Source organism: Ruegeria conchae, from assembly GCF_000192475.1.
Taxonomy (GTDB): domain Bacteria; phylum Pseudomonadota; class Alphaproteobacteria; order Rhodobacterales; family Rhodobacteraceae; genus Ruegeria; species Ruegeria conchae.
Genome location: NZ_AEYW01000014.1, coordinates 170928 through 195575 on the forward strand (window position 1 = coordinate 170928; position 24648 = coordinate 195575).

The following is a 24648-nucleotide window of genomic DNA, read 5'->3' on the forward strand; positions in this document are numbered from 1 at the left end:
TGTCTTGGTCTTGGTGTAGGTGTGGGGGTGCCGCGAACGGCACCCCGGGTTGCTTTGGCTTACTGAGACTGCCAGCGCTGAACCAGCTCGTCATAGTTGACAGTCTGGCCTTGCGGCTTTTCGTTCTCAAGCTTGGCCTTGGGCGAACCCTCTTTCTCGAGCCAGAATGACGCATCCTGCGGCTCGTTCAGGCGCGGTCCGCATCCACCGTAAACACCTGCGCTTTCATCCGCGGCCTGCATACGGGCCATGGTGATGTCCATCTCTTCTGCCAGACGGTCCATCGCCTCTTGCGGAGTAAACGCGCCTGAGTTCACGTCACCGATCTGCTGCCACCAGATCTGGGCCAGCTTCGGATAGTCCGGAACGTTGATGCCGGTCGGCGACCATGCCACACGGTCAGGCGAGCGATAGAACTCGACCAGACCACCGAGCTTGGGTGCGCGTTCGGTGAACGACTCGTGGTTGACCGAGCTGTCGCGGATGAAAGTCAGACCCACATGGGACTTTTTCACATCGACAGTCTTGGAGGTCACGAACTGAGCGTACAGCCATGCTGCTTGAGCACGATCCGCAGGGGTCGATTTCAGGAAGGTCCAGGAACCCACATCCTGATAACCAACCTTCTGGCCTTCTTCCCAGTAGGGGCCATGCGGGCTGGGCGCCATCCGCCACAGCGGCGTGCCTTCGTCGTCGACGGTGTTGTTGCCTTCGGATTTGGGCTTGACCATGTCGGCGGTAAAGGCGGTGTACCAGAATATCTGTTGGGCCACATTGCCTTGGCTGAGCGCCGGTAGCGACTGATAAAAGTCATAGCTTGCGGCACCCGGAGGCGCATAGTTCCGCAGCCATTCATCCCACTTGCGGATCGCATAGACCGCAGCCGGACCGTTTGCAGCACCACCGCGCGAAACGGACGCACCGACCGGGTTACATGTGCCCGCTTCCATTCGAATGCCCCATTCGTCGACGGGAACACCGTTCGGCTCGCCCACGTCACCAGCACCAGCCATCGACAGCCAGGCGTCGGTCATGCGCCATCCGAGGTCAGGCGCGCGCTTGCCATAGTCCATGTGGCCATAGATCGCGACGCCATCGACTTCTTTTACGTCATTTGTGAAGAATTCAGCGATGTCTTCGTAGGCCGACCAGTTAACCGGAACGCCCAGATCATAGCCGTATTTCTCTTTAAACGCGGCTTTGTTGTCCTCGTCATCGAACCAGTCCTTGCGGAACCAGTAGAGGTTCGCGAACTGCTGGTCAGGCAGCTGATACAACTTGCCGTCCGGACCGGTGGTGAACTGAATGCCCATGAAGTCATCCAGATCCAGCGTCGGAGAAGTTGTCGCAGCCCAGTCGCCACCCATCATGTCGGTAAGCGGATAGGCCAACTGCAGACGCGAATGTGTTCCGATCAGGTCGCTGTCGTTGACATAACCATCATAAAGGTTCCGCCCGGTTTGTAGCTGAGTCTGAACGGCCTGAACCACTTCACCTTCGCCAAGAATCTGGTGATTGACTTTGATCCCTGTGATTTCCTCGAACGCCTTTGTCAGAACCTCGGATTCATAGGAATGCGTCGGGATACCCTCGGACAGGACATTGATTTCCATGCCCGAGTAAGGTTGTGCAGCTTCGATGAACCACTTCATTTCGGACAACTGTTCGTCCTTCGACAAGGTCGATGGCTGGAATTCGTCGTCAATCCAACGTTGTGCTGCGGCTTCGTCGGCCCAAACAGGACCATGCCCCGCAATGACGGCCGCTGCCGCCACGGCGGAAAGTAGATGTCTCCGCATCTGTCTCCTCCCAAGATTATGTGATCCGGCGCAGACCGGATGGCAATCAGCATCGGTGATATTCGGCGCAGCTGTCAAACTAAATTTTTAGTAATAGCAGTATGTATTGTTAACTATATGATAATGAATATTATTTTTACTATCGAGGTATCTGTGATTAAAAATTTGTTCAATCAACTGGTATCCGTGGGTGGTTAAAACATCGCGTAACTAATTCTTGAGTCGGCTCAACACCCGCTGCTCAAATGCGAATTCACAAATAGAAAAAGCGGCCCGTCAATGATGTCCGCATGTTTCGGATCTCCATCGAATTTCTTGCCAAGCGCGATCACGAAGGCATAGAAGCCGCCATATTGCGGAAGATACGCTTCAGAGTTTGCTTCGAACTTCGCTTTACTTTCTTTCGAGGCAAAGTAGTAGGCACCGCCTTCATGCACGGCGGTGTAGACGGCTGTACCGTCCGCCACGGCACCTGTTGTCGCTAAGGTCACGGCATCCAACCCGTGCAACCCAAGGGGCACAAAGTAGTGGCCCAATTTTAGGGGGCAAAGACACTAGGTTTAGGCTGAATATAGCAGCCCACATCGATAGGGTTTGCTTCGGCTTCAGTTCTTTAGCTTTACACTCACTGTGTTCTTGAGTGTCAATGGTCAAGGTTTGCAACGGATACCGATGGGTTCATCTATCCAAGCCCCAAAGCCTGCCCGTTTTCATCAAAAAAATGCAGATTGTCCGTGGGGAAGTGCAGACCAATGTGGGTGCCCGGTGTCAGGGCCGTATCGCCGTTCAGACGGACTGTGACCTTGTCCTCGCTTCCACAATCCACAATCAGGAATGTGTCTGCACCCAGATATTCGATCACCTCGATGACGCCGTCAGTCTGACCATCGCCTGCAGCGCCTACCCGAATGTGTTCGGGGCGGATGCCAAGCTTGGTGGCCGCTGCGGACTTTGAAAACGGGCCACTGCGGCCGTGCTCAAGATGGAAGCTGTCACCCTCGGTCGCGCAGGGCAGGATATTCATCTTTGGGCTGCCGATGAACTGGGCCACGAACAGGTTCGCAGGGCGTTCATACAGCTCGCGCGGCGTACCGACCTGAGCGATCTTGCCGTATTCCAAAACCACGATGCGGTCGGCCAATGTCATCGCTTCGACCTGATCATGTGTCACGTAGATCATCGTGCGCTTGAGGCTTTGGTGCAGCTTGGCGATCTCATACCTCATCTCGACCCGCAGGGCGGCGTCGAGGTTGGAAAGCGGTTCGTCAAACAGGAACGCGGTGGGATCGCGGACAATGGATCGGCCAATAGCCACTCGTTGCCGTTGACCACCAGACAGGTCTTTGGGTCGGCGTTCCAGGAACGGTCCCAGCTTGAGAACCTCGGCCGCGCGGTTGACCTGTTCGGCGATGTACGCCTTGGGAACTCCGGCCACCTTCAAAGAAAACCCCATATTCTCGGCAACTGTCAGATGCGGATACAGCGCATAGGATTGGAACACCATCGTCAGGCCGCGCTTTGAAGGCGGGTGATCGGTGACATCACTGTCATTGATCAACAACGACCCGCGCGAGATATCCTCGAGCCCGCCGATCATGCGCAACAGAGTGGACTTTCCGCAACCTGATGGGCCAACAAAAACGATGAACTCGCCCTCTTCGATCTTGAGGTCCACTCCCTTGATGACCTGGGCCGAGCCGAACCATTTTTCGACTGACTTAAGTTCGATGCTACCCATCAGGCCCTCCCTGCCCAGTGAAGCCAAACTGCTGCTGTCCAAGAGAAAGCCTTACCACCAGCCGGGCTCCCGGTTATTGGATCGAAGTATTCTGCAAAACCAAAGCCCGAGATCAGATCGCCGGTTTTTTTGCGCAACTGATTTGCGTGCTCGGTATGACCCAGATCCTGTAGCCCGAATCCGATCATCATGTTCATGAAAGCCCAGGTGGGCCCGCGCCAGTAGCGGCGCGCGTCGAATTTCGGCATTTCCGGGTCATAACTTGGAACCGGATAGGGCACGGTTTCTAGTGTGGCTTTCAACCGTTCCAGCATCTTGTCCGACTCAACACCCGCATACCAGCACAGGTAGGACGCGTTCGATACGCTACCTGACATCTCGCCGGTATGTGCGTCACGCGCGTCAAAGCTGCCCAGCTCTTCGTTCCAAAGCGAGCGAGCGCCAGCTTCCAGTTTTTCAATGTCTGTGCTTAAGCCTTCAGCTGCCAGACCAAGCTGTTCACTGATCACCAGCAAGTCCCGCGCGGCCCGTAATGTAGTAAAGGTCATCGTCGGATCGGCGATACGGAACGGGTTCAGCGACAGCAGCTTCTGCTGATCCCAGGCTGCTTTTCGACCGATCTGTACCAGCCTGATGTAACGGTCATAGTCGAACTTTGTCGGGCGATCCTCGCTGTTAACATGGCTGGTGTCGCGGCGTTTGTACTCTCCCACATCCGACGCATCCATGCGCGCCATTGAATTGTCCCAGTCTGGCGCGTTATCACGACCCGCTTCCCAAGGGTGGGTTGTACAAACAGCCCCGAATTCATCCAAACGCCATTTCATGATCCAGCGGTGCCAAGCCCGGAGCTTTGGGAACAGCGCCTTCATCCGCGCGTCTCCGAACGCGGTGTCCTGTTCCCAGATTTTGCGGGTCATCGTGGCCGCGATGGGGGGTTGGATAATACCCGATGAGGGGATCGGACCATTGCAGCCCCAAACATCCGGGCCGGGGAAATACCCTTCATCCTGCTGGTGGAAAAGGATGTGCGGCACCATGCCATTATCCCATTGCCCGGTAAACAGTGTCTCGATCTCCACCCAGGCGCGGTCGAGGTCGAACTGGGCAAATCCAAGCGCAGTAATCGCGCTGTCCCAGTTCCATTGGTATGGGTACAGCCCTTCGGTTGGGATCGTGTAGCCACCGCGATCATTGGCAATCAGGATATTGCGTGCCTCGCGGTCGGGGTTTGTGTGTTGATTCATCTCGGTCATCCTTTGACAGACCCCGCTGTGAGGCCTTTGGTCATAAAACGTTCAAGCCCCAGGAACAGCGCCATGATCGGCACGGTGGCGATCACCGCACCGGCCATCAGGTGCTGACGGGGAATTTCTGAGGAGTTCAGCATCGTGACTCCTCGGGTCAGGGTAAATTTCGACGGGTCGTCCAGCAGCATGAAGGCCAGAAGGAACTCGTTCCATGCGATCATGAAGACATAGAGTGAGACTGAGGCCAGCGCTGGCAGGCTCAGCGGCAAGGTAATCTTCCAGATTACTGCCAGACGGGACAGGCCGTCCATCAGCCCGGCCTCTTCCACCTCGGTCGGCAATCCGCGAAAATAGCCCTGCAGCATATACAACGCGACTGGAATTGTCGTAACCGGGTAGATCATCACGATACCGAGGATCGAGTTGCGCAGGCCGGTCAGCGAGAAAGCAATATAGATCGGCAGCGCCAGAACGATCATCGGCACCATGTAGATCAGCAGAATCGAGCGGGAAAAGGCCTTTTGTCCCTGAAACCGGAACCGCGCCACGGCATAGGCTCCGGGTACGCTGAACAGCACCGTTATGAACACCGTCAGTACCGAGACATAGAAGGACGTCCACAGATAGCTGCCGAAATTGAAGTCGCGGAACAGCTCGGTATAGCTGCGGAACAGGGCGGTGCCCTGGCTCAGGTCCACCGAGAAATCCAGCGGGTTCTGCAACAGCGCCTGCTGGGATTTCAGGCTGGTCATCACCATCACATAGAACGGAATGATCACAATGGCCGTGAAAAAGATATAACCAAAACCGGTGCAGAACCGGATCACCGCATCCTCGTATTCATGGCGGGTGAGCTCACCGAACGGTGTTTCCTTCAGGATCGCTGCCATCGACAGATGCATCACAACGGCAATGCCGATCACCGTGATCAGAACCGCCTGCAACGATGTGCCAGAGCCGATCAGAACCGGGCCAAATCCGGTGAGGCAAGACAGGCCCAACAGTGCCGAAATTCCCAGACGCGCGCGTGCGTGCTGTTGCGGAAAACGGACATAAACAAGGCCAGCCAGTGTTCCCCAGATCAGGCACAGTAAAACCTGTGGTCGGAATGCGTCGCCGGTTGAGAACGACATGGTGATGGCAGCGGTGGTGGCGATCACCACCATCCATAGCGCGCCCAGAACAGGGCCGGTTATATACCCTTTGCGCATCACAGACCCTCTTCTCGGCTGATGAAGCGGAAGAAGACGAAGCTAAAGGCGATCAGGCACATCAGGATTACCACGGCGACGGCCGCGCCCGCGCCGATGTTCGAGATTGCAAAGGCCTGCTCATAGACATTTACGGTCAGCGTGCGGGTGCCCGCATTGCCGCCGGTCAGCAGGAAGATGTCGTCGAACTTGTTGAACGTCCAGATAAAGCGAAGCAGGAACAGCACCGACAGGATACCCAGCAGTTGCGGGATGCTCAGCAGCCAGAACTTCTGGAACGGAGAGGCGCCGTCCATATCCGCCGCCTCATACATGCTAGAGTCTATGGACTGCATCCGCGCCAGAATGAACAGGAAGGACAGCGGGAAATAGCGCCAAATCTCGAACACCGTCACCATGATCAGCGCCAGTGGTCGTTCGCCGAAGAAGTTGATTGGTTCGCTGCTCAGGCCCATTTGAACCAGCAGTGCATTGGCGGAGCCTGAGAATGGGTCAAACAGAGTAACCCAGGTGAACGCTACAGCAATCACCGGGGCGACATATGGGAACAGATAGAGACCGCGTATGAACCCTTGACCGCGGAAACTTTTGTTAAGCAGCAGCGCGGCGAACAATCCCATGACCAATGCACCGATGGTTCCGAAGACGGTGTAGAACAGCGTCACCCAAAGCACGCCCCAAAACTCTGACCCATCGAAGACGCGGGCGTAGTTTTCTAGGCTGAACTCGAAATTGGTCAGCACATTGGGACCGCTGCCTGTGACGCCGGGTTCTGACCCTTCGACCAACTCTTCGAATGCGTCAGGGTCGCCGTCTACGGTGACCGGAATACGAATTCTCTCGCGTTGGCCGCCATCCAAGATACCAAAATCGCAGAACAGGTCTTGTCCTTCCAGCACACATGGTGCTGCGATCTCACCTGTGGGTGTCACACCCTCAGGCAGCACATCGCTTAGAGTGACGCCGCCGATGGCAATCTCCTGACTGGAATTACGCAGGCGATATTCGATCCGCAGATCATCGCCCGATCCACGCAGGCTTTCTCGGACAACCGGCGCCGGTGGGCGCAGGTCGGACAAGGTAAAGGGCTTGAAGCTGATCCAGATGATCGCCAGCAGCGGCAGGATCACAACAAGAGACACGCTTATCACGGTCGGAGCCAGCAATGCCCTGGCAAGACGCGCTTCGCGCTTGGCAAGAGCCCCGGTACCGTTCGGTGGGGTGGCCGAAGACATGAGAGACCTCAGAGGGTTGGGTGCAGCGGCGCGAACGCCGCTGCAGATGCCATTGAGTGGTAGCGTTACTCGACCTTGGCGAGTTCTTCGTTCATCGCCGTAACGGCTGCTGCGGAGTCAATCTCATCGTCGATATACTGACGGACGACGCGGTTGATCGCCTGGCTGTTGATTATCTTCGATGCCAGTGCCAACTGACCCTCGGCCACGCCCCAGCGCTGCGCCACATCCAAACCGCCGACGATCTCGTCGATCATCGACTGTTCGTATAGCTCAACCAGCGGTGCCTTGCGGTCGACGCCAACGGGCAGTTCGGCCCAAGCCTCAGAGAATGCATTCGGGTTGTCCGCATTGCCGCGGCGCACCGGGAACTTACCCTCGGGCGCAATCGCCAGCGTCCGGGTATAGCCGTCATCCATCGCGAATTTCACGAATTCCATCGCCGCATCGGTGTCCGCGTCGTTGGTGATGCCAAAGTAACGGACGTCACCCCATGCTGCGCCATCGGGGTTCGACGGGCCGGACAGTTTGGTTACGATGCCGGTTTTGCTGGCCAGATCACGCGAGGTTGGGTCGTCATTGATGGTCGGCGGAGCACTATCCCGCAGACCGGCCAGTTCATCCAGAATGAAGGGCGACCAGATGATCATCGCGGCCTTGCCGTCAAAATACAGCTCGCGCGATTGCTTCCAGAACAGCTCACCCGGAGGAGATGCCTTGGAGATCGCTTTGTAGAAATCCAGAACCTCGGTGGTTTTGGCTTCGTCCAACGGCTGGAACCCATCGGGGCCAACCGGCGACACACCATTGGCCAGGAAAACATGCTCGAGCACCTGGCTCATGAAGTTCTCATCAACCTTGGTGGCCGAGACAAAGCCATACATTTCCGGCGGGTTGTGCAACGCTTCCAGCGCGGCCTGAATGTCGGCAAAGCTGTCGGGCGCTTCCAGACCAGCTTCGTCGAACAAGTCTTTGCGATAGACTACCATTTGGGTCCAGCCGTCGACCGGAACAGAGGCCGTTTCACCGTTGAACGCCGCCATTCCCAGCGCGCCCGGTGCAAACGTATCGGCACCCAGTTCTTCGATCACCTCAGACGCTGCTTCGGTGTCCAGAATTCCGGCTTCGGCCCAAGGCAGGGCGTATTGCAGCGGGTGGTAAACCACATCCGGCAGGTCACCAGCAGCAAAAGCAGCTGTGGCACGGGTGCCCAGATCGGTTTCTGTAACCGGGATCACCTCAACCGTGGTACCGGTTTCGGCTTTGAACTGATCGGCCATCTCTTGCTGCTTTGCCAGACGTTCGGGCTGTTCCTCGGTGGTCCAGAAGCGGATTGTGTCCGCCTGCGCAGAAACGGCAGCCAGCACCAGCGCCAGCGATGTGCCCAGCATCAGCCGAGATACTTTAGGTGTGAGTTTCATAGTCGGTTTCCTCCCCGGTTATGATCGTTGGATTAGGTTGATTTTTCGCGCCAGTGCCTCGGGTGTCAGCCGGGGTGGCCCGTCGGATTCGCGTGCGATAAGCACGGCTTCGCTGAGTTCGCGCAGGGTTGCGGGTTCTTCGCCTCGGGTCTGGCGGATCAGTAGCGTGGCCAGACGCTCTCCTGCGCGTCTCGAATCCACGCTGAATGTTGTCAGCCCCGGATTGACGTATTGGCATTCGGGAATGCCGTCATATCCAAGGATTGAAACGTCTTTTCCGATCTCAAGGCCAAGTTCAGCGCAAACTGGATAACACCCTAATGCAGCCAAGTCGGTCGCAAACACCATTGCGGTTGGCGGGTGGTCCAATTTCAACAGTGACCGCGCTTCGTTAGCCCCTTCTTCGCGTGTCCGTGCACCTTCCCGGATCAATTCTGGATCATCCCGCAAGCCGGCAACTTTCAGGCCTTCAAGATACCCGTCGCGGCGCAAATGACTGTAGTTGAACTTCGGATCACTGCCGACATAACCGATACGGCTATGGCCAAAGTTGACCAATCGAACGACCGCATTTCTGATTGCTGCTTCACCCGATATGTCAAACCAAGACATATCATCCATTGGATCAGATTGGCCGTATTCAGTCCGCCCGTATAGGATAAATGGGACCTTCAATTCTCCAAGATACTTTACCCGCGCGTCGTCCACTTCGGTCCGGGGCAAAATGAAACCATCTGCCTTGCGTTCTTCGACAAGACGTTCCAACACATTGAGCATATCTTTCCCGGACTTTGCTGTGGAAATTGTCATTGTCCAGTCCGACGCACTGGCTGCTTCGCAAGCGCCTGCCAGAAAATCCTGAAGAAACGGGTTGTGCTGGTCCGGTTCTTCGCTGTTGATGACCATCGCAATAGCTCGAACTTTTCCTGTTCGAATAGCCTGCGCGTGACTGAGCGGGCGGTAGCCCATCTTCCTTGCCGTGACCTCAACTCTCTTTCGCGTGACTTCCGAGATGTCTGAATACCCGTTCAATGCGCGCGATACCGTGCTCTTTGAAAGCCCGAGATGATCCGCCAATTCGTCGAGTTTCACCCGCCGTGGTGGTGAGGCGCTCCTAGACTGAGATTGGCGGTTTTGCAGATTGGGATTCGTTGTCATCCTACTATTTGTTTGTTCCGAAACCGGTTTCGGCAACAGAAAAATCGAACTACCTCTCAAGTGATTTGTTTGAAACGTTATAGCGAGCGTAACGGGGTTGAGGCGTGGGCGAGAACGATCCCGAGTTTGATACGAGGACCTATCTCAATGAGATGTGGAAAGAAGATTTTGCGGAGTCTGTCGCGATGGTGGAGGTCAGAGACAGCCTTGGAATAAGTGACGCGGACCTCGCCGAAGACTTAGAAACGCAGTTCAAACTGATTGCAGCCGCTTATACTACAGGCGAGGCGGATGAGATCGATCGCGTCATAAATCACATTGCATTCTTTCGGCATATGAAAAAGCAAGAGCTTCATGAAGCTGGGGATGCGAATGATAAGGACCTCGGCGAGTGATGCTACAACGTTAAGGTGGTTCACATAACACCCGTTCAGCGATGCTCGCAGCTTGTTGTTTCGGAGCGTTCATCTAAAGATTGTGCGAGCTTCAGTTGTTGGCAGATACTCACACCGTTTTTCAAGATGTCCACTCTATCCGCACAACCAGACTTTACTCCAACTTGACCCAAGCCGCATTTTTTGAAGAGCTTTGCACACACGCGGCTACAAACTTAACGCCATTGAGGCCGTCGCGGACCGTTGGATAAACAACCGAAGCGTCAGGTGAAGTCCCGTTTCGGAAAGCTTGGATCGCCTCCGCAGCCTCCCCATAGATATTCGCGAACCCTTCCAGATACCCCTCGGGATGGCCCGGAGGAACTCTGCTCAACCTATTGGCAGGATCACCGGCCCCAGCTCCATTTCGGGTGATTAGACGCTTGGGTTCGTTGTAGGGCGTAAACCACAGATAGTTAGGATCTTCCTGAGACCACTCCAGTCCACCTTTTTCGCCATAGACTCGCAAACGAAGTGCGTTTTCATTGCCGGGAGCCACCTGAGAAGACCACAACATACCCCGCGCTCCGCCTTCGAAGCGAAGCAAGACATGCGCGTTGTCATCGACCTTGCGCCCCGGCACAAAGGCCTGCAAGTCCGCCGCCAAGCTTTCCGCCTTCAGCCCGGTTACAAAGCAAGCGAGGTTGTAAGCATGAGTCCCGATGTCACCGGTTGATCCACCCGCGCCCGAGCGTTCGGGATCGGTTCGCCATTCTGCCTGTTTGAAATCCTGTTGCTCGGTCAGCCAGTCCTGCGGGTATTCAACCTGAACCACGCGTATCTTTCCGATATCGCCGTTGGCGACCATTTCACGTGCCTGCCGAACCATCGGATAGCCCGTGTAATTGTGGGTTAAAATGAATAGGGCATTCGCGCTTTCTGCTGCTTTGACCAGTTTTTTGGCATCGGCAAGAGTCGAGGTGAGTGGTTTGTCACAAATTACATGAATACCGCGTTTCAGGAACTCGCGTGCGGCTGCATAGTGAACGTGATTTGGCGTGACAATTGAGACCGCCTCGATCCCAGACTTCAGCCTAGCTTCCCTGATCGCCATTTGTTTGAAGTCTTCGTAAACCCGCTCGAGCCCCAATGCCTGCCCACTTTCAATGGATTTTTCGGGCGTCGAAGATAAAGCACCGGCAACCAACTCAAACTTGTCGTCCAATCGCGCGGCTATGCGGTGAACGCCGCCTATGAATGCGTCGTTTCCGCCGCCAACCATGCCAAGCCGAATGCGGCCCGAGGCTTCTTCACTGCGTCCTGTGACCATCACTCAATCCCCAGCATTTTTCGATTGGCGTCTTCGTCTGCACCTCCATCAGCGAAATCATCAAAGGCTTTCTCGGTCACATGGATGATGTGATCGGACACGAACTGCGCGCCTTCACGCGCTCCATCCTCGGGGTGTTTGAGGCAGCATTCCCATTCGACAACTGCCCAGCCATCAAAGTTATTCGCCGCCATTTTTGAAAAGACCGCCCCGAAATCCACCTGGCCATCGCCAAGCGACCGGAAGCGCCCGGCACGATCGACCCAGCCTTGATACCCGGAATAAACACCCTGTCGGCCGGTCGGGTTAAACTCGGCATCTTTGACATGGAACATCCGGATCCGATCATTGTAGATGTCGATATTGTCCAGATAGTCGAGGCATTGCAGCACGTAGTGCGACGGGTCGTACAACATGCAAGCGCGTGGGTGATTGCCTGTCCGTTCAAGAAACATCTCGTACGTCACGCCGTCGTGGAGGTCCTCACCTGGGTGAATTTCGTAACAGACGTCAACGCCGCATTCCTCGGCGTGATCCAGTATTGGCACCCAACGACGAGCAAGCTCTTCGAATGCCGTTTCGATCAAACCAGCAGGGCGCTGCGGCCAAGGATAGACATAGGGCCATGCCAATGCGCCTGAGAATGTCGCATGCGCTGAAATACCCAAATTTTTTGAAGCAGATAGTGCTTTTTTCACTTGGTCTACCGCCCATTCTTGCCGGGCTTTCGGGTTTCCTCTGACGCTTTCGGCTGCAAAACCATCAAACGCGCTGTCATAGGCCGGATGAACGGCCACAAGTTGGCCCTGAAGGTGGGTTGAAAGTTCAGTGACTTCGACGCCATTTTCCATTGCTTTGCCTTTGAAGTCATCACAATAACTGGCGCTGGACGCGGCTTGTTCCAGGTCGAACAACCGGCCATCCCAACTAGGAACCTGAACGCCCTTGTATCCACAGTCAGCCGCCCATTTGGTGATCGCGTCCCACGAATTGAACGGCGCTTCGTCCCCCGCGAATTGCGCAAGAAACAAAGCCGGACCTTTGATTGTCTTCATAAAATTTCCTCCCCAAAACCTAAGCCTCTATGGCGGTAAATTTTCCTTCAGATAGATGTCGATACGGATACGTTCCTGGGCTTTGTTGAATGGTACTTTGTCTGAAGTTGCACGCAGCAGACGGACGGCTGAACGAACAATATGCCCGGTGTCTTGCGAGATAAGAGCGTCAAATGTACCGAGCGTAAGCGCCTCACGACTGAGCGGAGTAAGCTCATGAGCTATGATCACCAGATCTTTGCTGAGCTTGTTCTCGGAAAGAAATTGAATCAGGCCTGCATTGCCTGCTGCTGAGGAATAAATTCCAACCAGATCCGGGTAGGTGTCAAAGATCTCGGGCATCATCTTGTAAATCAGATCCGGGTCATCCCGGCCCTCGACAGACGCTACGACTTCGAGGTGTGGGAATTCCTCAGCCACAACTAGATCAAAGCCTTGACGACGCTCTAGGTGGTCACGTGCCAAACGGGATCCTGTAAGTACCAAGACCTTGCCGTCGCGATGCACAAATCGTCCCATCAGCTGAGCGGCGGTTCGCCCTGCCGAAACGTTATCAATTCCTACAAAGTGGTCTCGCTCGGAACTCGGCAAGTCAGACACCAACGCAACCACCGGAACGCCTTTGTCTCTCAGCCTTTTTACGGCGTCGCGGACAGAAGGCGTTTCGGGTCCGAAAACGGCGACTCCGTCAACCTCCAAACTGTCGACAGTATCCAGAATGTTAACGATATCCTGCGGCTCAAACGGAGCAACTTTCTTTATCGCAACGCGGGTCCTCTCGATAAATTGGTCGCGGGATTGTTCTGCGATCTGACTGCTGATTGCATCCACAAACTCGTTGTCCGTTTCCGGCAGAATAAAGAGGAAATTGTAGACACGGTTTCGTGCAAGGTTTGCTGCGGCCGTGTCTCGCACATACCCCAGCTCATCAATCGCCTTTTGTACTTTCTGTACGGTTACGGCCCGTACGCCGGGGCGCCTGTTCAAGACCCGGTCAACAGTCGCCAGGCTGACACCCGCTACGCGCGCGATGTCATTGACGGTTGGCTTTTTAACCAATTCTAGTTTTTGTTTTTGGTCTTCCACGTGTTTTTCAACCCTCAATCTCCCGCGCTAAGCCCTCAAACAACAAAGCAACGGCCTCAGCGCCAGGATCGTTATGACCAACTAGGTTTTCTTCGGGAACATAAGCTGCGCGGCCTGCCTTCGCACGTCGAATATTCGCGGTGTTGTTCGCGCCTTCGCGGGCAGCCTCGGCCGCATGCGCCAGACCAGATGGCAGAGCGGCAAGTGCCGGTGCCAGGGCGTCAATCATTGTCCTGTCACCTACCTTGGCACCCCCAACCTGGCTGACGCGATTCAGACCTTCGACCAGAGACTTCGGTACCGAAGCCCCGCTCGCAGAGGCATCTCCAGCCGCGTTGAAAAAAATAGCGAGTATCACGCCGGAAGAACCACCCATTGTCTGGCTTAACTCATTGCCCAACGCCGGAAACAGTTGTGTCAGATCAGCGAGCGGCATTCGGTCAAGGCTACTTTGCAACGCTCTAGCGGCCGTCGCCAACGTGCTTCCTGTATCGCCATCTCCGGATTTCGCGTCCAGCTCGTTCAGGTTCTTCTCGGCGTTGATGAGCAGTTCAGACAATCGGGTGATCGTCTCCCTTGTGGCGGGATTGTTCGAAGGAATTGGATCGATAGGGGTCAGGCCATCAGGCAAAGGCGCTACTTTTATCGGGTCGATGGAATTGACACCGGGCCAAGCCGCCAGATCAACAGGAGCTTCAAGTGCCGCTAAATCGTCCTGATCTACAGGCAGAATAGAAACAGAAAACCCGTGCATATCCAGCGATGTCATCATTGGCGCTGGGCCGATGATGTGATGGGCAATACCAGTCTCGGACAAGGCGTGCGTGAGGACAGCCATTTCTAGCGGAGTTGTCGACCCAAGGTTGTTGACCAACGCCACACAATCCCCAGAACCCACCCTTTGCTTCAGCTTCTCCACCACTGTGGACATGGCCGATACAGCATTTGAGAACTCGACTTGCTGTACACCGGGCTCGCCGTGGATGCCTAAGCCGAGCTCCGCTTTGCCGGGTGCGATCCGGTCTTCCTTTGGAGATCCCGGAACGGTACAGGTGTCAAGGCTCATACCGATGCTGACAACCTTTTCTATAGTGCTTGTTGCTGCTTTGGTAACGGTGTCTAGGTCAGCACTGCTTTCAGCGAGCGCTCCGGCGATTTTGTGCACGAACAACGTACCTGCCACGCCACGTGGTTGCGGAAGGTCGGGCAGGGCGATGTCATCATCAACAACAACCATCTCTACCTTGCGGCCCAATGCACGGGCGCGTTCAGCCGCCAGTCCAAAGTTCAACCGATCACCGGTGTAATTCTTCACGATAAGCAAACACCCAGCCTCACCCGTAACCGCAAGAATGCCCGCCAGTACCGCCTCTACCGACGGGGAAGCAAACACTTCGCCGCACACCGCTGCTGTCAACATACCGGGGCCAACAAAACCTGCATGGGCGGGTTCGTGGCCAGATCCTCCGCCGGACACCAAGGCGACCTTCGACTTGTCCCAATCCGACCTGAAAATCACCTTGATGTGTGGGTATCCGTCCAGCCGGGTAAGTTGCCCTCCGGAGGAGGCCAGAAGGCCGTCTATCGCCTCTGTCACCAGAGTTTCTTTTGTGTTGAGGAACTGGGCCATGATTTTGCTCCTTAATTCACTCGCGCGCCGGACGCGTCAAAATACAAAGGGTTGTGGGGGCGGATTTTTATAACTTTTCCAGATGGATAATCCTGATGGACATCAATCAAGGTCACAACCGGGTGATCGTTTAAGTCCAGGTGCAACCGCGTTTGATCCCCCAGATGCTCAGCACGTATGACACGCGCTTCACTGCCTTCGCCTTCAATGATGTTTTCCGGGCGTAGGCCAATCTGCGGGCCTTTGTGATCGCCTTCGAACAACCCGGACGGCAGGATATTTATCCGCGGCAGACCCAATCGGCTGGCTACGTAAACACTGCCCGGGTTTTCATAAATGTCCCGCGGTGTTCCGTACTGAACCAACCGGCCGTTCTCCAAAACGCCGATATGCGTCGCCATTGTCATGGCTTCGACCTGATCATGGGTCACGTAGAGCAAGGTTGACCCCAGATCGGCCTGAATCCTTTTCAACTCGACCCGCAAATCCGCCCGAAGCTTGGCGTCCAAAGAACTGAGCGGTTCATCCATCAGGAAGATTTGGGGATCACGCACCAGCGCTCGTCCAATTGAAACGCGCTGCATTTCACCGCCAGACAGTTCAGTGGCTTTGTTATCCAGTTTGTGCGGGATCTGGAGAATCTCCGAGACCTCATTAACCTTCCTGGTGATCTCGTCCTCTGGGGTCTTCAGGATCGGCGACCGCAGAGGGAAGGACAGGTTTTCCCGCACTGTCATATGCGGGTACAGCGAGTATTGCTGGAAGACCATCGCTACATCGCGCTGAGCGGGAGTGTCTATTCCAACGTCACGCCCGGCTATGTGCACAGTTCCTGAATCCAGTTTCTCGAGTCCGGATATCAATCTCAGCGTCGTTGTTTTTCCCGCGCCAGTCGGGCCCAACAACACCACAAAGGCACCGTTGGGGATCGTCATCGAGATATCATCCACCGCTTTAAGATTGCCGAAGGACTTTGAGATATTCTCCAACACGACTTCAGCCATTGCTTAGTACCTCGTCGTTCAGAGCGGACCTCAACGCGCGTCCGGTGGATTTTTCAAAAAGGGTTACAGCAGGTGAGCGGAACTGTAACCCCACTGACTCGCCGGGATTAACGACTTCGCGTGCATCAATTCGCGCTTTAAGTTCACCGTTCGGGCTTTGCAGTGTAACGATTTGGGTGGTCCCCAAGTATTCTGCGGCCAAGACTCTGGCCCGGTATTCGCTCCCATCCGACAGAAAAACATGCTCGGGGCGAACGCCAAAAACCAAGTCACCTTCCGCCCCTTCCATCAGCCTCGGCACGGCTTCGTCATGGCCATTCAGCCGAACCATTTCCGAACCAGGCTCGACCTTTCCCTCAAACGGCAGGAAGTTCATCGAAGGAGACCCGATAAAATCCGCAACGAACATCGTAGCTGGTTTGTCGTAGATTTCCTGGGGTGTACCGAATTGCTCGATCACAGCGTTGTTCATCACAACGATTTTGTCGCCCATTTGCATGGCTTCCAACTGATCATGTGTCACGTAAACAGTGGTCGCGCCCATGCGATCATGAAGTGCCCGCAGTTCTTCGGCCATGTGCTCGCGAAATTCGGCATCCAGGGCACCAAGAGGTTCGTCCATCATGAATGCCTTGGGTTCGCGAACAATCGCGCGTCCAAGCGCTACGCGCTGTCTATCGCCGCCCGAAAGCCCACCTACTGGGCTATCGAGGATGTCGTTGATCCCCAGAATTCCCGCGACTTCCTCTACTTTGGCTTTGACAGCAGCACGCGGCATGCCCTGCGATATCAGGGGGTAGCTGATATTCTTGCGCACGTTCATGTGGGGATACAGCGCGAACATTTGGAACACGAAGGCAATGTCCCGCTCCGACGGTGGCCGCTGGCTGATCTCTTCACCGTCCAGATAGATTTCACCCGATGTTGGAAGTTCCAATCCAGCTATCATCCGCAGCGTCGTCGTCTTTCCGCAGCCGGATGGCCCGAGCAGCATGAAAAACTCACCGTCCTCAATCGTGAACGAGCTTTCGCGGACAGCCGTGAAATCGCCAAACATCTTTCTTACGTTTTTGACTACGATCTGGGCCATTTCTACTCCGGGAAATGACTGACGATGATGAACATGACGGTTCCGATCAGCGTGACGATGAAGGAATAGGTGAAGGCCCAAAGGACAAAGGGTTGCATCAGCATGAAGACTCCCAGTGCGATAAGGATGGTTGCGACCATCTCCCACGGGCCGCGGCGGAGCCGCATCAATCCGGTTAGAAAATCGCTCATTTGCGCACGGCTCCGAATGTGATCCCACGCAGCAAATGTTTGCGCATCAGGATGGTGAAAATCATGACGGGGATCAGGAAGATCGTGGCACCTGCCGCCACAGCAGGCCAGTCCAGGCCCCCAATACCAATAATGGTCGGGATGAACGGTGGTGCAGTCTGCGCATTCGCGGATGTCAGCAGCACGGCAAACGCGTACTCATTCCAGGCGAAGATCAGGCAAAAGATAGCTGTTGAGGCTATGCCGGTTGCGGCTTGCGGCAGCACCACTTTATAGAACGCCTGAAATCTCGTGTAGCCATCTATGAGGGCGGCCTCTTCGTACTCTCTTGGGATTTCGTCGATGAAACCCTTCAGCAACCAAACCGCCAAGGAAATATTCACGCCCGTATACAGCAGGATCATTCCCAAATGCGTGTCGCTGAGACCAAGGTTTCTGAACATCAGGAATATTGGAATGGCGACGGCGACCGGGGGCATCATCCTTGTGCTGAGGATGAAAAATAGAAGGTCGTCTTTGAGCGGTACTTTAAACCTGCTGAAGGCATACGCGGCCAGCGTGCCAAGGAAGATACTCAAGAACGTTGAGCCAAATCCGATGATCACCGAATTCATAAAGCGTTCCCCGAACTTGGATGGCCCGACAATCACCATGTCGTATTGGCGCACGATCTCATCGGCCCAGTTCTGCGGTGGGTTTGCTTCCAGAAATTCCTGCGTTTGCCGTGTTCGTGTGGTGAACAGGTTGACGTAACCTTCAAGTGTTGGGTCAAAGACCACTTTGGGTGGGTAACTGATCGCATCGGCCGGGGACTTGAAGCCAGTCAGCAAAATCCAAACCAGCGGGATCATCGTGATCAGCGCATAAGTAATTACCAGGAAGCCTGCGATCCACTTGGACCGGTTCGAAGGTTCGGTGACGGAAAAACTGCTCATCTCTGTTTCACCTTGTTCAGGGCTTTGACGTAGATCGACGCGAGGCCGAACACGGTGACGAAAAGGATGATCGCATAGGCCGAGGCATAGCCCGTACGCCATTTCTCAAAGGCTTCGCGTTTCAGGTTGATCGAAGTGAGTTCCGTTACAGAACCGGGGCCTCCGCCGGTTAGCTGAACAACCAGGTCGAACATCTTGAAGTTCTCTATGCCTCGAAACAGCACGGCCAGCATCAGGAACGGTAGCACCATCGGGATGGTAATCGTAAAGAACTGTCGCAGCTTGCTGGCCCTGTCGATTTCAGCCGCCTCGTAGATGTAGTCGGGAATGCTGCGCAGACCGGCCAGACAGATCAGCATCACGAAGGGGGTCCACATCCAGGTGTCGACGATCACGATCGCCCACGGAGCCAACGTCACGGATCCCAGCATTTCAAAGCTCGACGGGTCCTTGCCGGTAAACCAGGACACGATGTAGTTAAACAGTCCGATTTGAGGTTGATACAGGAACTTCCAGAAGTTCCCGACAACCGCCGGGGACAGCATCATTGGCAGCACGATAATCGTGGTCCAAAGATCGTTGCCCTTGAATTTCTTGTTGATCAACCACGCCAGAGTAAACCCGATCAGGACCTGGAAAAAGATCGTCCAGAACAGGAAATGCGCCGTCGCCTGCATATTTAGCCAGGTGTCCGAGTCCGTCAGGATACGCTCGTAATTCCTGAGGCCGACATCTTTGACTTCACGCCCGATCCGGTTGGCCTTGTAGTTGGTAAAGCTCAATTGGATGGTCCAGATCAACGGAAAGATGTTGATCGCCAGCAAAAGAAAGATCGTTGGGGAGATGAAAATCCAGGCGATCGCGCGGTCGGATAATCCTCGGATTTTTCGCGCAACTCGCTCGGGCGTTGCCTGCGCAACGCGATCTATTGTCCTGTCAGACATCTCTTTGCCAGTTCTTGTTGGTTTAGGACTCACGGGTGAAGGTGGAGCGGGTTTGCACCCGCTCCTGTCTGCGTCGGACTACAGCTTGCCTTCGTCTTCAAAGACTTCCGTCCAATCTTCGATTAGAAGATCAAGCGCTTCTTGAGCTGTACCTTGGTCGGCAACCACGTAGTCGTGGATGCGCTTCTGCATTGCCAGCAGCAGTTCCGCATAGGCAGGCTCTTGCCAGAAATCCTGTACACCGCCCATTGCTTCAAGGAAGTCGCCGGCAAACGGTTGGCTGTCTACGAAACCAGGATCTTCCAGTACGGAGTTATGCGCCGAGTAGCCGCCGAGCTCCCACCATTTGGCCTGAACTTCCGGCTGTGCAAACCACTTAATGTACTCAAGTGCGGCGTCCTGTTTGTCAGAGTAGCTGACGACAGAAATACCTTGTCCGCCCAGTGTCGAACCTGCCTGATTTTGTGGTGGGTTCACGAAGAAGTCGATCTTGTCACCGCCAGTATTGGGGTCGGCATAAAGACCAGGGAAGAACGCAAACCAGTTCATAGCCATGGCGACCTGACCGGACTTAAAGGCGTCCAAGCTCTCACCCATGTAAGAGTTGGTATATCCCGGAGGCGTCGCCGTTTTGTAGAACTCCTTGTAGAATTCCAGTGCCTCAACCGCTTCGGGAGAGTTTACCGCGCCTTCCATGTCATATGAGCCCGGGGTGTTTTCATATTTGAAGCCCCAAGGATACAGCGCTCCGGTCACACCCATGGTGATCCCTTCCGAGCCGCGCTCGGTAAAAATTGCGGCGCCATAGACTGTCTTGCCGTCGATTTCACGACCTTGGAAGAACTGCGCAATCTGCAGCAATTCTTTCTGAGACTGAGGTTCACGAAGGTCCTGACCAGTTGCTTCTTTGTATGCGGCTTGGATTTCGGGGTTTTCGAACCAGTCCTTGCGATAGAACCAGCCGTTTGCATCGCCCATCGCAGGCAGCGCGTAGTAATTTGGTGTGCCCTTAGGCCAGGTCGAGTAAGCGTAAACAGTGGCCGGCGCGAAATCGTCCATGCTGATGCCTTCAGCATCAAAGAACTCGTTCAGCTGGACATAATGACCATTCTCAGCGCCACCGCCAATCCATTGGCTGTCACCGATCAGTAGGTCGCAGAGCTTACCCCCAGAATTCAGCTCGTTCAGCATCCGGTCCGCAAAATTTGGCCAAGGAACAAATTCGAAGTTCATGGTGTGGCCGGATTCTGCTTCAAATTCTTTTGATAGCTCAACAAGCGCGTTGGCCGGGTCCCATGCAGCCCAACAGAGCGTCAGATCTTCAGCATTTGCCTTGGTAGAAAGAGTAGTAGCGGCAAGGACTATTGCGCTGGTCGAGGCCAGTTTTGTGTAAGTCATCCATTCCTCCCTTTTTGCGCCGTCAATCGAGGATGTGCGAATCGCGGCATACATCCAAGGCTATTTGAGGTACGCACCTCAAGTCCAGATATTTTTGAGGTTCGTACCTCAAGAAATCGGAAGAGATAGCCAGTTTTTTCTCTTAGTTATTGAATCATAAAGAAATTACTCATTGACTTTGAGGCGAATGTATTTTCGGCAGCGAGGTATCGAATGGTCATATCGACTTAAATGGGCGCAGCCGTCATGCAGCCAACAGGTTCAGCTAACCCGCTTGTGAAGCGCTCAATTATTATTTGGTCGATACCTTTGAGAATTCGAGATAGCGTCAAACAGTGCGGACAGTTCGGGACCGTGCATAACTCTTTTTGGTCAGGTGCAGACGTATGAGCAATCTCTCCATCGTCCGATTGAACCGCTACCCTATAAAAGGCTTGAGTTCCGAGCCTATGCGCACTGTGACGCTGCGAGCAGGAGATGGCATTCCGGGCGATCGCCTGTTCGGATTTGCTCGCTACAACTCCGGTTTCGACATGCAGAACCCAACGCCACTGCCGAAAGATCGTTTTGTCGTTTTGTTGAATGAGGCTGCACTGGCAGGCATTCAGACCGATTTTGAAATTAAGTCCCAGGCACTTGAGATCAATGCGAACGGAAAGATACGACGCTTTGATATGCGAGCGTCTGAAGATCGGGAGAAGGCAGCAGAGTTCCTTTCTTCGGAGATCGATTTAAAAGATCCTGAGCTGCCAAAGTTTGTCTCTTCCACTCCTCATAGGTTTACAGATGTATCTGTTGTATCACCGCAAATGATGAACGCGATTTCCGTTTTGAATCTACCCTCTGTGAAAAAGTTGGGCGAACAACTGAACGCAGAAATCCACCCGGCGCGCTTCCGAGCGAATATTGAGATAGACGGATTACCTTCGTTTACTGAGCTGGATGCAGTTGGATCAGTTTTAAGATTTGGCGATGTCGAGTTGAAGATACTCTCGCGTACGAAAAGGTGTGCAGCAACTGAAGTGAACCCGAAAACGGCCGAGCGCGACTTGAAAATACCCTACCTTATTCGGAAATTGATGGGCCATATGGATATGGGCGTCTATGTCGAAGTGATTAATGGTGGAACGCTAGCTGTCGGTCAAACTGGAGAAATACTCGCTTAGACCTTGCCTCTTGCCAAAGAGGCTTTTCTAAGAGGTTTGCGCCATGTTCGGTCAGACGATTTTACCCAACTCTTGCTCAGTCTTTCTTTTGGCTGTCCAGGGTATCGAAGGACGTCGCGTTCGTGTTTTCTGATCCAGATACGATTGGAGGGCACTCCTTTTACGGAGCCTTGACAAGATCCCTGTTTCAATAAATTTTAGCCATTAAAATATTTAGACAGGTGGTGCTCAATGTATCTGGGCTTGGATTTGGGAACGTCAGGTCTCCGCGGGATTCTGGTAGATGACACAGGACACGTTGTCGGTGATGCCGAAGTCAGCATTTCCACTTCGACACCCAAGCCTAGTTGGTCTGAGCAGGATCCTTTGGATTGGACCAACGCTTGCGAAGAGGTTGTTGGGAAGCTTCGCGTCGGCAACCGGCAAGCGTTCTCAAAATTGCGAGGTATTGGCCTAAGCGGACACATGCACGGCGCTACACTACTGGATCCTGATGGCGAAATATTGAGGCCCTGTATTCTTTGGAATGATACTCGGTCAGCCGACGAAGCGCGGACACTAGATCAAACACCAGAGATGCGCGCAATATCGGGAAACATCGTATTCCCGGGGTTTACGGCGCCGAAACTCGAATGGTTGCGCGCGAATGAGCCCGATGTATTCTCAAAGGTGGGCAAGGTATTGCTGCCGAAAGATTATTTGCGGTTTTGGCTGACTGGCGAATATGTTTCGGACATGTCAGACAGCGCAGGAACATCCTGGCTGGACGTTGACACTCGGCAGTGGTCAGAAAAGGCACTAGCCATAGGTCACATGCGCACCGAGCAGATGCCGAGCTTGGTTGAGGGCAGTGATCGGGGTGGAGAGTTGAAGGTCCGTTTGAGACAGGATTGGGGGCTTTCGAATCCGGTTGTCGTGGCTGGTGGTGCCGGCGACAATGCTGCCGCTGCCTGCGGTATAGGGAGCATCAACGACGGCACCGGGTTTGTCTCTCTTGGGACGTCTGGTGTGTTGCTCGTTGCGCGGGAAGCCTATGCTCCGGATCCGGAAACCGCCGTGCACTGCTTTTGCCACGCAGTCCCGGATCGATGGATACAAATGGGCGTCATGTTGTCAGCAACGAACAGCATGAATTGGCTTTCTCGCAATTTGGGTGAACCTGTGGAAAGACTCGCTGCATCTATGCCGGGAAAATTGAACGGACCTTCTGCGATCACGTTCCTGCCATATCTGTCAGGAGAACGGACGCCGCATAACAATAGCCATATTCGTGGCGCGTTTTTGGGTGTGGACATCTCGTCGGAGCCCGCTGAGTTGACCCAGTCTGTAATGGAGGGTGTTTCTTTTGGAATGAGAGATTGCCTGGAAGCACTGAAGAGCACCGGAACCCAGCCAAATAGCCTTATGGCAGTAGGGGGAGGTGCACGATCTCAGTTCTGGCTGGAAACCTTAGCTACTGTTTTGCAAGTTCCACTGGAAATGCCAAAAGGCAGCGAATTCGGTGCCGCTTTGGGCGCTGCGCGACTCGCGATATGTGCTGTCAACGGCGCTGAACCGGCGCAAGTTATGACGCCGCCGGAAATTCGGGAACGCATTGAACCACGAGGCGACCTGATTGATGCCTACGAAAACGAATACCGGAGATATAGGCAATTCTATCAGGCGCTTGCGCCGCTGGCATTAAGATGAAGCTAGAAACGGGTAAGCCCTATCAGATTGAAACAGCTATTCTTACCGATGGGAATATGCGCGTTTCGGTTTTGAACTATGGGGCGATCACGCAGGGTTGGTGGTACAAGGACGTGCCGCTCATCCTTGGGTTTGACGATCCAACTGCGTATCTCACCGATACGCGTTACCTAGGCGCAATTGTAGGGCGTGTTGCCAACCGGATCAGCGGCGCGAAGTTTGACTTGGAGGGCGCTAGTTTTGAACTGAACGCCAACGAGGGAAAAAACACCCTACATGGCGGCGACGATGGGCTGTCTAAGCAGTTTTGGGACCTCAAACAGATTGCACAGAATGAAGTCTTTCTGAGCTATGTTTCTCGCGACGGGGAGGGCGGCTTTCCAGGGGAGATCAGCTTCGAGGTCAGGATCTGCCTACAGGGTCAACGCTTGGTCTATTCAATATCTGCACAGCCTGATCGGCCGACGCCGATTAGCATTGCGCAGCATAACTACTACACTTTGGGTGCTGCAGGAGGCATAGACGAGCATAAGCTGAAACTCGCTTCAAATTGGTATCTGGAAATCGACGATCAGGGTGTTCCGTCGGGCAGAGTGCTTGCGACCAACGAAAACGGGTTGGATTTTTCAACGGCCAATACGATTGGCAGTGTTTCGGAAGGGATCGATCACTATTTCTGTTTTGATCATGATCGCGACCCAAAAACTCTGGTGGCGGAAATCACTTCACTCTCTGGCCTTGCGTTGACCGTCTACTCAGACCAACCCGGAGCACAGGTCTATTCGGGCTATGAGATGACAAAACCGCGTCGCGCTTCGCATGGAGTGTGTTTCGAGCCATCGGGTTATCCCAACGCACCGAATACCTCGTCGTTTCCTTCAATCATCTATACTCCGGAGAATCCGTACCGGCAGGAACTTAATCTAGAAGTTTCTGAGGAATGA

At 54.4% G+C, this 24648-nt stretch carries 22 protein-coding genes; 4 read left to right on the plus strand and 18 right to left on the minus strand.

The genetic code is table 11. The annotated features are described in order from the left end of the window. Positions 1-59: 59 nt before the first annotated feature. The 8 genes from G7G_RS0115460 to G7G_RS0115495 all read right to left on the minus strand — a co-directional run bounded on the left by G7G_RS0115460 (position 60) and on the right by G7G_RS0115495 (position 9812). The gene (locus G7G_RS0115460) at positions 60-1799 is read right to left on the minus strand and encodes an ABC transporter substrate-binding protein (protein WP_010442345.1); all 1740 of its coding nucleotides are present in this window, start codon (positions 1797-1799) and stop codon (positions 60-62) included. Positions 1800-2026: 227 nt separating this feature from the next. Further along, complete coding sequence (locus G7G_RS23170; RefSeq protein ID WP_158005276.1) at positions 2027-2299, minus strand: YHS domain-containing (seleno)protein; 273 nt, start codon at positions 2297-2299, stop codon at positions 2027-2029. 182 nt (positions 2300-2481) lie between these two features. Beyond that, complete coding sequence (locus tag G7G_RS0115470; protein ID WP_010442347.1) at positions 2482-3537, minus strand: ABC transporter ATP-binding protein; 1056 nt, start codon at positions 3535-3537, stop codon at positions 2482-2484. Then, positions 3537-4784 (minus strand): MGH1-like glycoside hydrolase domain-containing protein, encoded by a 1248-nt coding sequence (locus tag G7G_RS0115475; protein WP_120981223.1) that lies wholly within the window; start codon positions 4782-4784, stop codon positions 3537-3539. The genes G7G_RS0115470 and G7G_RS0115475 overlap by 1 nt, the downstream gene beginning before the upstream one ends. Positions 4785-4789: 5 nt before the next feature. Continuing rightward, positions 4790-5998: a carbohydrate ABC transporter permease gene (locus G7G_RS0115480; protein WP_010442349.1), complete on the minus strand. Its 1209-nt coding sequence runs from the start codon at positions 5996-5998 to the stop codon at positions 4790-4792. Then, entirely contained in the window at positions 5998-7233 is a 1236-nt protein-coding gene (locus tag G7G_RS0115485) for a carbohydrate ABC transporter permease (protein WP_010442350.1), read from the minus strand. Before G7G_RS0115485 ends, G7G_RS0115480 begins: the two co-directional genes overlap by 1 nt. Before the next feature lie 65 nt (positions 7234-7298). After that, the gene (locus G7G_RS0115490) at positions 7299-8654 is read right to left on the minus strand and encodes an ABC transporter substrate-binding protein (protein ID WP_010442351.1); all 1356 of its coding nucleotides are present in this window, start codon (positions 8652-8654) and stop codon (positions 7299-7301) included. Between the two features lie 18 nt (positions 8655-8672). Beyond that, a complete protein-coding gene (locus G7G_RS0115495; protein ID WP_037321643.1) occupies positions 8673-9812 on the minus strand; it encodes a LacI family DNA-binding transcriptional regulator in 1140 nt (379 codons plus the stop codon). A 104-nt stretch (positions 9813-9916) separates the two neighbouring features. On the opposite strand from G7G_RS0115495, the gene G7G_RS0115500 reads away from it, so the two are divergent. Then, positions 9917-10207, plus strand: coding sequence for a hypothetical protein (locus G7G_RS0115500; RefSeq protein ID WP_010442353.1), 291 nt, complete (start codon positions 9917-9919; stop codon positions 10205-10207). Between the two features lie 154 nt (positions 10208-10361). Here the strand turns inward: G7G_RS0115500 and G7G_RS0115505 are convergent, their stop codons facing one another. The 10 genes from G7G_RS0115505 to G7G_RS0115550 form a co-directional block, all read right to left on the minus strand. Further along, positions 10362-11516 (minus strand): Gfo/Idh/MocA family protein, encoded by a 1155-nt coding sequence (locus tag G7G_RS0115505; RefSeq protein ID WP_010442354.1) that lies wholly within the window; start codon positions 11514-11516, stop codon positions 10362-10364. Further along, a complete protein-coding gene (locus G7G_RS0115510) occupies positions 11516-12571 on the minus strand; it encodes a sugar phosphate isomerase/epimerase family protein (RefSeq protein ID WP_010442355.1) in 1056 nt (351 codons plus the stop codon). Before G7G_RS0115510 ends, G7G_RS0115505 begins: the two co-directional genes overlap by 1 nt. A gap of 27 nt (positions 12572-12598) precedes the next feature. Then, the gene (locus tag G7G_RS0115515) at positions 12599-13657 is read right to left on the minus strand and encodes a LacI family DNA-binding transcriptional regulator (protein ID WP_010442356.1); all 1059 of its coding nucleotides are present in this window, start codon (positions 13655-13657) and stop codon (positions 12599-12601) included. Positions 13658-13664: 7 nt separating this feature from the next. Beyond that, positions 13665-15287, minus strand: coding sequence for a dihydroxyacetone kinase subunit DhaK (locus tag G7G_RS0115520; protein WP_010442357.1), 1623 nt, complete (start codon positions 15285-15287; stop codon positions 13665-13667). A gap of 11 nt (positions 15288-15298) precedes the next feature. After that, entirely contained in the window at positions 15299-16291 is a 993-nt protein-coding gene (locus G7G_RS0115525) for an ABC transporter ATP-binding protein (protein ID WP_010442358.1), read from the minus strand. Further along, positions 16284-17381: an ABC transporter ATP-binding protein gene (locus G7G_RS0115530; RefSeq protein WP_010442359.1), complete on the minus strand. Its 1098-nt coding sequence runs from the start codon at positions 17379-17381 to the stop codon at positions 16284-16286. Before G7G_RS0115530 ends, G7G_RS0115525 begins: the two co-directional genes overlap by 8 nt. Positions 17382-17383: 2 nt before the next feature. Next, positions 17384-17572, minus strand: a complete 189-nt coding sequence (locus G7G_RS0115535; RefSeq protein ID WP_010442360.1) for a hypothetical protein — start codon at positions 17570-17572, stop codon at positions 17384-17386. Next, entirely contained in the window at positions 17569-18507 is a 939-nt protein-coding gene (locus tag G7G_RS0115540; protein WP_010442361.1) for a carbohydrate ABC transporter permease, read from the minus strand. Before G7G_RS0115540 ends, G7G_RS0115535 begins: the two co-directional genes overlap by 4 nt. Further along, entirely contained in the window at positions 18504-19451 is a 948-nt protein-coding gene (locus tag G7G_RS0115545; protein ID WP_010442362.1) for a carbohydrate ABC transporter permease, read from the minus strand. Before G7G_RS0115545 ends, G7G_RS0115540 begins: the two co-directional genes overlap by 4 nt. Before the next feature lie 78 nt (positions 19452-19529). Continuing rightward, a complete protein-coding gene (locus tag G7G_RS0115550) occupies positions 19530-20849 on the minus strand; it encodes an ABC transporter substrate-binding protein (protein ID WP_029622076.1) in 1320 nt (439 codons plus the stop codon). Positions 20850-21235: 386 nt separating this feature from the next. Between G7G_RS0115550 and G7G_RS0115555 the strand changes: the two genes are divergently transcribed. From G7G_RS0115555 to G7G_RS0115565, 3 genes are all read left to right on the plus strand, one after another. Further along, on the plus strand, positions 21236-22015 hold the full coding sequence (locus G7G_RS0115555; RefSeq protein WP_037321646.1) for an MOSC domain-containing protein: 780 nt from the start codon (positions 21236-21238) through the stop codon (positions 22013-22015). A gap of 231 nt (positions 22016-22246) precedes the next feature. Next, positions 22247-23704 (plus strand): xylulokinase, encoded by a 1458-nt coding sequence (gene xylB, locus G7G_RS0115560; RefSeq protein WP_010442365.1) that lies wholly within the window; start codon positions 22247-22249, stop codon positions 23702-23704. Beyond that, positions 23701-24648, plus strand: a complete 948-nt coding sequence (locus tag G7G_RS0115565; protein WP_010442366.1) for an aldose epimerase family protein — start codon at positions 23701-23703, stop codon at positions 24646-24648. The genes xylB and G7G_RS0115565 overlap by 4 nt, the downstream gene beginning before the upstream one ends.